Consider the following 12912-nt stretch of genomic DNA (forward strand, 5'->3'; position numbering starts at 1 on the left):
CAAAACGAGGCTGTCCCGGAAGGAGTATTCTCAAGTGAGCAAATCCCATAAAGAATGCAAAGAACCTTCAAACCACTATGCAAGTGGAAATGAAGGTTCTATTGTTAAACGAAATCACGTATGAAGTGGGGACAGATCATTCCAAAAGCGACTTTTGGAACAGCCCTATTAAGATTCCCGTGCGGAAATAAATGGTTCGCCGCCCGCCGCATTCGGCTCATACCCGTGCTCCAAGGAAGCTTCCTGGATATGACCGTAAGCCCAATACGTCTCAGGAACATCCGTAAACATCGCTTCTGCGCCATATAGCGGACCTCTGCCTAAAAGCCTATTCAGCATCGCAACGGCTTCCGCCCTGGTCAATGCTTGCTCCGGGCGGAACGTCCCGTCCTCGTATCCGGCAATAATCCCGGCCGCCTTCGACTTCTCAATTGCCGCTTGGGCCCAATGACCGCCTATGTCAGCGAAGCTGCCGGCTTCTTCATTCACTCCGTCCAGCAGCCGGGCTAAAATGCTTACCGTCTCCCCGCGGGTGATCGGCGCGTCCGGTTTAAAGCTTGCTTCGGGATATCCGTTCATGATTCCCATTTTCGCTGCTTTGTTTATAGCCTCCATCGCCCAATGCGTTTGCGAAACATCGGTATAGGAAGGCGACGCTTGCTTCTCTTCTTTAACGAAAACACGGGTCAAAATCGCCGCCATTTCCGCGCGGGTTATATTCCGGTCCGGCCCGAACGTTCCGTCCCCATAACCGAACATATACGCCTTATGCTTCGTTTCATGAGAGAGCGATTGCTTGCCTTCCATATGAACGATCGTAAACGTACTGAATTTGTCGACATTGAAACGGATACCACGTTTTCCGCTCTCTTCGAATGAAACGACTTCCCCTTCGACAAGTTCTTTCGTACCGTCGCTATGTTCGATGAAAATGCCCAATTCCTTAAGCTGCGCTTCGCTGAACGTTTCATTCCCGAGCGGCAGCACGAGCTCGACCTTACGGTTCTGCATATTCGTCTCGATCGTCATCGGACGGCCGACGACCTGGACGCTGCCGCTGCCGGCTGCATCACGAACGAGTTGCTCCGTTTTGGTCCGCCGCTCGATTTCCTTGCGTTCTTCCTCTTTTTTGACCGGTACGATACGGAAGTATATGTCTTCCTTCAGCCCTGTCAGCGAATCGTAAGGGATGATAATGCGAGCATTGCCGGTAGAAACCTCGAGACTCACGTTTCCTTCGGCCAGCAAATCCGCCGAAGCCGCCGGAATTGTAACGTTTAATTCCTTGACTTCATCCTTCAGGTCAGGGATAACGATTTTAGCGAAGCTTGAACCGGCTGCTGCGAGCTGTTCCACCGTTTTGGCCGCCTGCTGCACCGTAAAAATCACTTCATCCTTTTTCTGACCGTCCGTATCGGTCGTTCGCTTAATGACGGTGGAGGAGACGACCGAACCGTTTCCGTCCTTGCCGTTTTGCACATTGGCCGAAATGGTTTCCGTTTGGGGAGCCGGGCTGTCGACGTTCGGATCCGAAGTTTCCACATATTGCTGCAGTTGAATCGATGCTGCAATGGCCACTGACGTTACGTTGCCAGCCGCGTCGATCAATTGCATGTATACGGTTTTCGCTCCATTGCCCGAGCCAAGCGTCCACGCTTTCGTTCCTGATGCCGTCTCCCATTCGCTCCAATTCACTTGATTGTTCGAGAAACGCATCCGGACGCCGCCCGAACCGTCCCCGTCTCCGATCGCGATCGTCAGAACGACGGATTCTGAGCTTGCGGACCCCGCACCGCCGTTAATCCTTAAACTGCCTTCAGGTGCTATCCGGTCGAAAATCACGCCGCTGCCGTCCGTCGTTCCGAATACCTGCGTCCCCGCTATTCCTTCGGCATTTGTAAAATCGATCGTAAAAGTCACGATTCCTTCGTTCTCGCTGTCCGTTAACGTATACGAGGCGATATAAGTATGATTCCCCATTTCCGTTACGTTCGCCGCCCGTCCTGCGATCGCGGCAGCGGGAAGGCCGTCCAGAGCCGTATTTGCGGTAAAAGTCAACGTTACCGTATCGCCCGTTTTCGCATAGACGGGATTTGCATTATCGCTGGCAATATGCACCATCGTTAACACCGGAAGAACAACAGCCTGCGGCGTCGCGCCGGCTTCGTTCGAAGCTTCGCTTTCAACAGTGGTATTGGCGGCTTTCACCATAAAATAGTAGAGCGTTCCGTTCGTCAAGCCAGTGATCGAATAGGTAGTGCCTGTCACGGTCGTAACCGGAGCCGCGTCATAGAAACCGTCGCCGGTACGCATATAAACATTGTAATAAGTCGCTTCCGTTACACTGTTCCAAGTCAGCGCGATCTGGCTGTCTCCGGCAGCCGCCGCCAGGTTCGTAGGCGCCGGAAGCGGAGCCGGCGTCGAATCGCTAACAGTCACCGCAAGCGTCTGATCCGCTCCCGCGCTGAATGCGAACGTCAAGTTCAGAGGGCCGGCAGGCTGCGCGGCGAGGTACTCCTTCTTGATCGTCACCGTGCTGCCCGATACGGTATAGTCCGTGCCGGCCGTAAGCGTTGCTCCCCCTTTCTTGATACTCGCCAGCGTGTTCCCCTTCAGCGTCATCGTTACGGCGATGTCCGCATATCCGGGCGACGATGTATACTTGTCGAAGCTTGCGCTCGTCGGGCTGATCGTACTATCCTTTGCCACCCCTAGCTGTCCCAGCAATTGACCGGAGGTTGTGTATCTAAAAACTCCGCGTAGTAAAGAGTTAGTAACTAAAATATCGTTCCCGTCGGCAAACAAGCTGACAGGGTCGCCATTTTGCGCGGGATTTAAAATCATTGAAAGGGTACCGTCAGGCAGATATACTTTAATTCGCTTATTTTGAGAATCCGTAACATATATTTTTTTATCGGGACCTACGAATATGTTGTTAGGGTTATTTAAATGGGCATCGTCAGCCCCCGCTACTCCTTGAACTCCGGCAAATATGGAGTTATAAATGTAGGAGCTGCCGGTTTTCACGTATTTGACCACTGTATGGTTCCAATACTGGGATATGTAAAGATTTCCTGCTCCGTCCGACGCCGCGCCAAGCAGGGAGGATCCTGTAATTATTTGCGTGGTTTGATTCGCATTAATTACTAGAATGCTGGAGGCTTGCCCCACGAACACATTCCCCGCTGCATCGATCGTAATGGAGCGCGCATTGGAAACCGTTGAATCCAAAGCTATTGTGCTGGAGTAGCCGTACAAGCCTGTGGTGATGGAATAGCCGAAAACTTGGATATTCCGGTTCGCACGATCCAGTACATACAAATTTTTCGTAACAGGATGAACGGCAACGGATATAGGACCACTGAACCGGTTATCGCTTGATCCGTCCGGATTGGCGCCGAGCAATTGATGCAAAGTCTCATCTTCGTTGAAAATACGGACGACTTTCTTGTCGTAATCCGTCACAATGATTCTGCCTTGCGAATCCTTGGCGATACCCGTCGGGGAGATCCAGCCGCTCCAATCCGGGGTTAACGCCGCCCATGAAACGGGTACGGCAACCGTACAAAATACGACCAAACTTATTAAGACGGCAACATAGCGGGACAAATGCTTCGATAACATACGGATACACTCCTTCTGATTGAATTTTCGTACAAGGGCGAATCGCCTTGCGAATTCCGACACAACCTATCGCATGAATCGCCATAAACTTCGCTTAATCGACGCTGTTCCATCATACGACAAAGGATCTTAAAGAAATCTTAAAAGCGGCAGTTCTTCCTATAAAGATACACATGGAAACGATCCGAATTCCAAACGAAAGGACCTCAAATTCCACTGCAAAAGTGGAGGCTGAGGTCCTTTTTTTCTGATGGAAGATCGAAGTGGGGCTCTATTATTCACAAACTGACTTTAGAGTCAGCACGCCGCAGATCGATTTCCACTTCTTGCAGCAAAGTTTCACTGGCTAGGTTAAAATGCTCTCGTATAAACGCACCGTTTCTTTCTCAAGTTCAACGCCCAAATGCAGCCAAACCGCTTCATTCAACTGGCGGTAAACGTTAATCGCCTCATTGCGCTTATCCTCGTTTATGTATAGCTTAATCAGTTCGCGGCCGTCACGCTCGGAATCGGGCGAAAGCGCGAGGATCCGGTGCAGGCTGTCAGCCGCAAGCATCGGTTTTCCGCTTTTCATAAATCGATCGCTCGCGGTCCGCAAAGCGAGTATGTATTTGGAATTAAGCTCCTCCCGCCGCCATACCGCCCAACCGAAATCGTCCCCCGCCAAATATTCCCCTTTATGCAGCGAGATCAGCTTGTCATACCGGCGTACGTCCAGGCCTTCCTCCGTCAACGCCATATCGGCAATAGCGGAAATTTCCGCCACATCGCTGACCAGCCCCTTCGCCTCAATGGCGTAACCTCCGCCGTTTTTATTCACGTTCGCTTGAACGCCGTACTCCTGAAAGCTTTTTCTTAAGAATGAAATACAAGTATAAAAATAAGTTCTGGCATTTTTGTAGTCCGCTTCCGGCCATAGCGATTCTATAATGACTGCCGCATCTATGTACTTGCCTTCTTGATGAATCAAAAAAGCGCAGAGCTCCTTTACTTTGCTCGTTTTCCAAGGAAGCGGTCCGCTTTCCGTCAGGATTTGAAATCCTCCCAAGCTTTGAACATAAACGGAGGCTCCCGCTTGAACGTCTGCGGAACGACCGCCTGTTTCGACGACAGCCAGACGCGAGACGGTTTCCGTCAGCCTTTTTTTCGTAGCCGGCTTCAGCAAATAGTCCACGGCATTTATTTCAAAGGCCTCCAGCGCATATTCCGAATAGGCCGTCGTAAAAACAAGCTGCGTACGGGAATTCGCCGCCTTGATCCGCCGTGCAGCCTCCACCCCTGACATGCCGGGCATTTCGATGTCCAAAAATACGGCATCGGCCTGCAGCTCTTCAAGCCGCTCTAAAGCGTCAAAAGGGTTCATAAAGCGACCGACAATCGTTATGCCGCCGATTTCGTTCAATAAGATTTCCAATAAATCCAATGCATGCTCTTCATCGTCAATAAGCATTGCTCTTATCAATCAGGCTCACTCCTTCATGCACACGCTCTAGCTGCCCTTAGCAAGCGATCGGAAAGTTGATCGTCGTAACGTTTTATCGACAAGAATAACGCCAAACTTGAACGCTAAAACAATCATAGTACATTTTACAGGAATACAGGAGCTCTTTTCATGTTTTCAGTTTGCCGCTTGTCTGCCGGGAAAGCCAATTCCTGCATAAAAACGCTTATCCGGACTCATACTAATCGAGCATAAATAATAAGGAGGTGTGCGGGCATGCGAAAAGTAACGACAGTTCTCGTATCGGCCGGTCTGCTTGCTGCACTCGGCTTCGGCGGCTTGCAGGCATATGCGGATCATCATACGGCGGAGGAGCAAGCGGCGAAGGTTACGCTATCCGAACAACAGAAGAGCGAATTGGCGGCTCTGCATAAAGACATTTTGGCGAAGAAGAAAGAAGTTATCGGCAAATACGTCCAATTCGGCGTTTTGTCCGAGGAAAAAGGGAAGCATGCGATCGACCGCATGGAGAAGCGATATGAAATGCTGGAGAAAAACGGCTTCGTCCCCAAATGGGACAAACATGAAAAAAGAGACAAGGAAAAGCATCGCGAGAACTAGCTTTGGATTTCTATCGCCCGAAACGGGCTCGCTCAAAAACCGCCGGTTTTCGCCGGTGGTTTTCCTTTTTGTTCCAAAAGTCCGGATTTCACAATTTTCTAATCTTAGCTTAAGTTCGGTTCGCTACACTATGTATAGTCAAGTACGCATGTTAGGAGGGTTACAATGGTTTCTTACCTTCGACGCTTGTCGGTTATTGCGCTGCTTGCGCTTTGCGGATGTCTTCAGGCTTTCCCCGTTAATGCGGACTCTTCCCCCGACTGGACCCAATACCGTATGATCGCTCATGCCATGGGCGGTATTAATGGTCACGATTATACGAATTCGTATGAAGCATTTTTGGTCAATTATGAGAAAGGGCATCGCATATTCGAGGTCGATCTGATTTTAACGGAGGACGGCAAGCTGGCTGCGCGGCATGATTGGCTTGCTTATACGGCCGATTTGCTTCAGCCGGGGCTTCCGGAAGACAAAAAAGGCGTTTCATTAACGTTAAGGGACTTTAAAGGGTTCCCGATCTTGGACAAATACAAGGCGTTATCCTTCAAGGATATCGTGAAATTGATGCAGACCTACCCGGATATTTATCTCATTACCGATACGAAGGAAACGGATTCCGATCTTGTGCGCGAACAGTTCAGACTGATTAAGGAAGGCGCGGAAACGGTGGACCCAACGATCTTGAACCGGATCATTCCGGAGCTGTATACGGAAGAAATGGTGGAGACCGTCAAAGACATTTATCCGTTCCCCAACAAGCTCTACTCCCTCTACCAGTCCGCTGATTCGACGGAAGAAATCGTCAGCTTCGTTCGAGAGCAAGACATCCAAACCGTTGCCATGCCGGTCGAGCGGGCGCAAATGATGCCGGATTTGATGGAAGGCTTGAACAGCCTTGGCGTCAAAACGTATGTGCATTCGGTAAACAGCGAAGAAGAAATCCGGGCGATGACGGATTTGGGCGTTTACGGCGTATATACGGATTTTCTCGGCAACGAGCAGGAGCGATTTTTCGCCGGTACCGGCGAAGCAATGGCGGCTGGAACGCAGCAATCGCCCGCTCACGAGCAGAAGCTTACTCCCATGCAGGCATCCGCTGTCGTGCAGAGCTCCGAAGCAGCCGAAACGGCGGAAGCGCCCGCAGTCAAATCAAAAGGCTGGGGAACGCTGCAAACGGTCTACGTAAGCGCCACCGCCGGTTTTCTGATAGCGCTCGTTACGCTGCGCTTCGCTTGGGGGAAAAACAAAAGCTTTCCCGGCTTTTAATCGTATTCCCCCTTTCTGCAAGCCGTTTAAAAAAGCCTCCATATCCGCGCTTTAAGCAAGCGGAGATGGAGGCTTTCTACGGCTATTTACAGTTTGACAAGGATAAACGGCTTCGCCGTCTTATTATATAATACTGTATGAGTTCTTCGTTCAATCGTTCATGACTGCGGCGGGGGCTGCATCGATCCGCAGAACGGACAGCGCACGGCAATGGTTGTCTTCGCAAATGCCGTATAAGGTTTTCACGCCGTTGGTCGGAACCGTATCGATAACTTCTCCGCAGCACTGACAGAGGATGACGCCAAGCTGATGCTTCGTTACGGACGTTTGATTTACATCGTTAACGCTTCGCTCCATTGTAACTCCACGCTCCCTTTTTCGGCTTTCGCAACATATTCGGCAAAATCGATAACCCGGCTTGCATAAGCCCATTCGTTGTCGTACCACGCGAGAAGCTTGATTTGATTCCCGGCCGCCATCAGCGACAGCCCGTCGATCACCGCCGATTTCTCGTTGCCGATGTAATCGCTCGATACAAGCGGCAGCTCGTTATATTCCACTACTGCTCCAAGCTTGCCCCCGGCCGCTTTTTGAAGCGCTTCTTTAACCTCGTCCTTCGTAACCGGACGGCTTACCAAAGCTGTCAAATCGACCAAGGATACGTCTTGCGTCGGAACGCGAAGCGAAATGCCCTGTATTCTGGAAGCGAGATGCGGCAGTACGCCGCTAAGCGCCTTGCCAACCCCCGTCGAGGTCGGAATAATCGATTGCGTGCAAGCGCGCGCTCTGCGTAAATCCTTATGCGGATTATCCATATGATTCTGGTCGTTGGTAAACGCGTGCACGGTCGTCATCCAGCCCTGCTCAACCTCGAACGCTTCGTCGAGAATTTGGAGAATCGGCGCCAGGCAGTTCGTCGTACAGGAAGCTGTCGACAATACTTTATGCTGCTGCGGGTCGTATAATGCTTCGTTTACGCCCATCACGACCGTCAAATCCACTCCGCTTCCAGGCGCGGTTATAATAACCCGCTCCGCTCCGGCCGCCATATGCTTGCTCGCGCCTTGACGGTCATTGAATTTCCCGGTTGCGTCTATCGCAATATGAACGCCGAGACGTTCCCAAGGAAGCTGCAGCGGATCGCGCTCCATAACGATTTCGATCGGATGGCCGTTAATAACGAGACGCTTATTTTCAATCGCGATATCCGCATTCCATTTGCCGTGTACCGTGTCATATTTAAGCAGGTGCGCGACGGTTTCCGCCGGACTCGTCGTATTGATTGCTACAATTTCGGCTTCCGCCAGCCCTTCCGTAAATGCGCGCCTTACGAGCAGCCTTCCGATTCTGCCCATCCCGCTTATTGCTATTCTCCGTTTCATCGTCGCCCCCCAGTTCGTAAATAAGACGTCTTGATTTATGTATATCATACAATTATTTTATTTATGACGCAATATATAAAGGCATATTTTCGTAATTAGTATGTATTATATATTTTTTATTAACGATTAGGATAATAAATAGGCGCGATCGATACCTTCATCACGACAAAAAAAGGCCGTCTTCCGTTAACGAAAGACAGCCTTTCTCTATATTAAACGGCAATCGATTGGAGCAGCTCCTTTTCGGCGATCACAAATTGCATCATATACGTCTGCGCTTGCCAAAGCATGGCTGACGAAGGATTTTTCTTATACTCGTCAATCGATTTTTTCATCGAATTCATCGCGTTGTTCATTTTATTGATTTGCGTCTTCGCTTCCTCTTGAGCCCCTTCCGCTACCGCCGCGGCGGCTTGCGTCCAGCCTTCGTGCGCGGCTTTGACCGATTGAACCGTGGCATCGTCGAGAGGTGTCAAATTTTGCTCCTCCAGATGCATAAGCGTCAGTTTGCTGGCCATTTGCACAAGCTTATCGGATTGCGTCAAATAATTTTGCAAGGCATCCTTATTGCCGCTCCAATTCGCGCTTTTCAATTCCGGCAGCGTATACTCCTTCACATAGATGTCGGTATTCGCAGCCTTGAGCCGGCTGCTCAGTTCTTGTGCGCTTTCCTTATTTGCCGCCATGCCGACATACACATAGGATTTATCCGACGTTTCCGTTACGGCCGCAAGCCCCTTCTTGCGCAGGTTCGCCTGCTCCGTTTCGGCGCCCTGCGCCGTCGTAAAGCTGCCGCCCTGGAGGACTACATAAGACTTGGCCGGAATATTGACGCTAGTCGTGCCGGCAGCGGAAACGTTCGCCCCCGTCGCAGTCCCTCCGCTTGTTGTTGTCTGCTTGCCGGTGTCGGTCGTACCGGTTTTATTCGGCGCGGATACAGCCGTCTCCTGCTTGCCGTTCAGCTCCGGCATTTTGTCCGTCTCGGCCGCTTTATCGTCGGAAAACATCGAGAGCACGAAAAATCCGAGCGCCACCCCGGTCACGACCGCACCGGTAACCGAAGCGGTAATTTTCATCCACGGCGTTCGGGAATGGCGGATATACCGGGACCCGGTCACCGAAACGCCGGAGAAGCCGGACCCATGCCTGTCGGAATCGCCGTCCGCCCCATAATAACCGCTGACCGGATCGTAACGCGTATCGCGGTACCGGTTCTCTCCTCCGCTTCTGCCGGCTTGCGGATTGCGTCCATAACCGTTGCCTGCGTGCTGCTTCTCTCTCTCCATGCTGCCGGCTTGCGGATAATAAGCCTGCTCCTCTTGTTCCGGCCATTCCGCAATATCGCTCTTCACGCCGCGAACGATTTCCTGCTTTTCCGTTATGTCTTCATCCGGCATAAAAGCAGGCTCCTCCCGCTCAAAGCGGGCTTCCTCCCTGCGCTCCGGCGCTTGCTTCTGCTTTCGCCCGTTCGCTTCCCTAATAAGCTGCTCAAGTCTTCTCGTCTCCGCATCGTACGGACTGTCCCAGGCGCCGTAGTCGTTCGTAAACGGGTTCATCTCCCGAGCCGCTTTCTCGACCCGGAATTCTTCTTCGTGCAATTGAATCACTCTTGGCTCTTCCGTCTGTTCCGGCTTATCCGGACGGTTATTCTTATTATTTATACGATAAGTAATCTTCGCTTTGTTCATCCGACTCTCTCCCTTGTCCAAAAGGTTCTCTACTAAACCATATGAGAGAGTAGACAAGGATATGACATGTGCGGCGAATAGTTTTACTGCCGAAAAATAAAAAAAACACGGGCTATACCGAAGTATGTCCCGTGCTTTCCATTTATTGTCCTTGCCTTGCCTTCAAAGCCTTGGCGAGTCCGTCCGCGGCTTTCCAAATGTCGCCGGCGCCCATCGTAATGACGAGATCGCCCGGCTTGACACGGCCTTGCAGATAGTCGAGAACTTCTTCCTTCGTCGGAATATGACAAACGTTCGGGTTGCTGTTCTGACGAATAAGCTCGACAAGCTTCGCCGAGGTGATGCCTTCGATTTGCTGCTCCCCCGCCGGACTGTAGATGTCGGTAATAATGACCTCGTCGGCTTCCGGGAACGCTCTGCTGAACTGGTCGAACAAGAAATAAGTACGCGTGTAGCGCTGCGGCTGGAACACCGCGATAATGCGCTTGCCGGTCGCTTTAGCCGCGCTGATCGTCGCTTGAATTTCCGTCGGGTGGTGAGCGTAATCGTCGATAACGAGAATATCTCCGATCTCGCCCAGTACCTGAAACCGCCGCTTCGCTCCGCTGAATTCGGTAATCGCTTCCGCAATCTCCCCGAAGGTCAAGCCCGCTTTCAAACAGGTAATGATCGTCGCCATCGCATTATAGACATTATGCCGGCCCGGAACGGACAGCGTCACATCGCCAAGCTGTTGGCCGAGGTGCTTGACGCGGAACGATACTTTTCGGTCGCCGAGCGCAATATCGGTTGCCATATAATCGGCATCGGCATCGATGCCGAATGTTACGACCTCGCTTTTGATCATCGGGATCAGCTCCCGTATTTCCGGGTCGTCCTGGCAAACGATCGCGATTCCGTCTTCCTTCACCTGGCTCAGAAATTTCGCATAAGCCTGCTTCAGCTTGTTGAAATCGCCGTCATAATGCTCCAGATGGTCGGCTTCGATATTCGTTACGATACCGACGCTCGGCCGATACTGCAGAAAGGAGCCGTCGCTTTCGTCCGCCTCCGCTACGACGTATTCGCCTTTCCCCGCCTTCGCATTGCTGCCGACATTCATGATCTCGCCGCCGATAATATAGGTCGGATCTTGTCCGCACCGCTCCATGACGAGCGAAATCATCGAAGAGGTCGTCGTTTTGCCGTGCGCGCCCGCTACCGCGACGCCCTTGCGCTCATTCATCAGACGGGCGAGCATTTGCGAGCGATGAATAACCGGTATGTTCAGCTCACCGGCTCGCTTCATTTCCACATTATCCTTGGAAAGAGCCGTCGAATAGACGACAAGATCGGCACCCTGCACATGAGCCGCTTCATGCCCGATATAAACGCGGGCTCCATTGGCCGCAAGCTTCTCCGTGAGCTCCTGCTGAGCTAGATCGGAGCCGGTCACATGATACCCCATTTCCAGCATCACTTTGGCGATCGCGCTCATGCCGTACCCGCCGATGCCGATAAAATGTACGCGTTCAGACGTATTCACGACCCGCTCACCAGCCTTTTTCAGAATCGGTTTGATATAACATCCATGTCCGTACGTCGGAAATCAAATAAAGCGTGCCGGATACGACGCCGAGCTCGTCAGGTCCCGTCTCTTTATGCAGGAGGGCCAGCGCCTTCCGCCAGTCCGGCTCGACGATGACGTCCACTTTCCGCCCCGTTTCGGAAAGCAGCTCTCGTACGAGCTCCGCCAAATCGGACGCATTCATTTTTTTGAGAAAATCAGGCTCCGTAATGATTAAAGTATCCACCAATGGTAGTATATGCCTGAGATATCCGGAATGATGCTTCGTCGACAGCATCCCCATCATAAAACGCAGCTTCTTGTATTCGTACGTTTCCTGCAGCGCCTTGGCGAGCGTTTCCGCCCCTTCGGGATTATGCGCGCCGTCAAGCAAAATGCGCGGCTCCAGCGAAATCATCTCGAGCCGTCCCGGCCATTCCGTCAGCTTCAGCGATTCCAGAACGACCTCTTCCTCGATGACAAGCGCATTATATTGACGAAGCACCTCAAGCGTCATCAAAGCAACGGCGGCGTTTTTGACTTGATGGGCGCCGTTCATCGCGATGGTTACGTCGTTCAAGCTGCGGAACGGCCCATGAAAATGAAACTGCTGCCGGTTCAGCTCGGATACTTCCGTCTCGTACCGGAAATCACGCCCCATCAAATAAAGCGTCGATTTCTTCGACTTCGCCGTATCCTCGATGACTCGCAGCGCCTCCGGCTGCTCGACGGCACTGACAACCGCGACGCCCGGCTTAATGATGCCGGCCTTCTCGTGCGCAACCTGCTCGAGCGTATCGCCCAAAATGTCCATATGGTCATGCCCGATATTCGTAATGACCGAAACGACCGGCGTCACGATGTTCGTCACGTCGAGCCTTCCTCCCAGACCGGTTTCCCAAACGACGTAATCCGGGTAGGTCACGCGGGCAAAATACAAGATGGCCAGAGCCGTGCATATTTCGAACATCGTGGGCTGCCCTTCGACGCTCTCGGCCATTTCGTCGCATAGCGGCTTAAGCTGATTCGCGAGCGCCAGCAACTGCTCTTCTTCGATATCCTGCTCATTATAACGAAGCCTGTTCGTAAATTTCTCCATATACGGCGAAGTGAATGTGCCTACGTCATATCCGCTTTTCACGAGCGCTTTCGTCAAAAATGCGCAAGTCGAGCCTTTCCCGTTCGTTCCGGCAACATGAATAAATTTCAACCGCCGTTCCGGATGGCCGAGCTTCTCCATCAGAATCGACATCCGTCCAAGACCGGGCCTGATTCCGAGCTTCGGCGCCCGTTCCGTAATCCATTGCACGGCTTCCTGATAGCTTTGAAAGCTGTTCATCGTTC

9 protein-coding genes are annotated in these 12912 nt (G+C 51.9%); 2 read left to right on the plus strand and 7 right to left on the minus strand.

Annotated features, from left to right (window positions below):
* Positions 1-168: 168 nt before the first annotated feature.
* Both DQG23_RS08105 and DQG23_RS08110 read right to left on the minus strand, forming a co-directional pair.
* Positions 169-3624, minus strand: coding sequence for an S-layer homology domain-containing protein (locus tag DQG23_RS08105; RefSeq protein WP_113030303.1), 3456 nt, complete (start codon positions 3622-3624; stop codon positions 169-171).
* 346 nt (positions 3625-3970) lie between these two features.
* Positions 3971-5086: a response regulator gene (locus tag DQG23_RS08110; protein ID WP_113030304.1), complete on the minus strand. Its 1116-nt coding sequence runs from the start codon at positions 5084-5086 to the stop codon at positions 3971-3973.
* 255 nt (positions 5087-5341) lie between these two features.
* On the opposite strand from DQG23_RS08110, the gene DQG23_RS08115 reads away from it, so the two are divergent.
* Together DQG23_RS08115 and DQG23_RS08120 are read left to right on the plus strand one after the other, a co-directional pair.
* Complete coding sequence (locus DQG23_RS08115; protein WP_113030305.1) at positions 5342-5686, plus strand: YckD family protein; 345 nt, start codon at positions 5342-5344, stop codon at positions 5684-5686.
* 165 nt (positions 5687-5851) lie between these two features.
* Positions 5852-6952: a phosphatidylinositol-specific phospholipase C/glycerophosphodiester phosphodiesterase family protein gene (locus tag DQG23_RS08120; protein WP_113030306.1), complete on the plus strand. Its 1101-nt coding sequence runs from the start codon at positions 5852-5854 to the stop codon at positions 6950-6952.
* A 150-nt stretch (positions 6953-7102) separates the two neighbouring features.
* Here the strand turns inward: DQG23_RS08120 and DQG23_RS08125 are convergent, their stop codons facing one another.
* From DQG23_RS08125 to DQG23_RS08145, 5 genes are all read right to left on the minus strand, one after another.
* A complete protein-coding gene (locus DQG23_RS08125; protein ID WP_113030307.1) occupies positions 7103-7309 on the minus strand; it encodes a GapA-binding peptide SR1P in 207 nt (68 codons plus the stop codon).
* A complete protein-coding gene (gene gap / locus DQG23_RS08130; protein WP_113030308.1) occupies positions 7285-8334 on the minus strand; it encodes a type I glyceraldehyde-3-phosphate dehydrogenase in 1050 nt (349 codons plus the stop codon). The genes DQG23_RS08125 and gap overlap by 25 nt, the downstream gene beginning before the upstream one ends.
* A gap of 212 nt (positions 8335-8546) precedes the next feature.
* On the minus strand, positions 8547-10022 hold the full coding sequence (locus DQG23_RS08135; protein ID WP_113030309.1) for an SPOR domain-containing protein: 1476 nt from the start codon (positions 10020-10022) through the stop codon (positions 8547-8549).
* 142 nt (positions 10023-10164) lie between these two features.
* Positions 10165-11547 (minus strand): UDP-N-acetylmuramate--L-alanine ligase, encoded by a 1383-nt coding sequence (gene murC / locus DQG23_RS08140; RefSeq protein ID WP_113030310.1) that lies wholly within the window; start codon positions 11545-11547, stop codon positions 10165-10167.
* Positions 11548-11554: 7 nt separating this feature from the next.
* Complete coding sequence (locus tag DQG23_RS08145) at positions 11555-12907, minus strand: bifunctional folylpolyglutamate synthase/dihydrofolate synthase (protein ID WP_113030311.1); 1353 nt, start codon at positions 12905-12907, stop codon at positions 11555-11557.
* Positions 12908-12912 lie beyond the last annotated feature (5 nt).

It is taken from the genome of Paenibacillus contaminans (assembly GCF_003285015.1).
Taxonomy (GTDB): domain Bacteria; phylum Bacillota; class Bacilli; order Paenibacillales; family NBRC-103111; genus Paenibacillus_V; species Paenibacillus_V contaminans.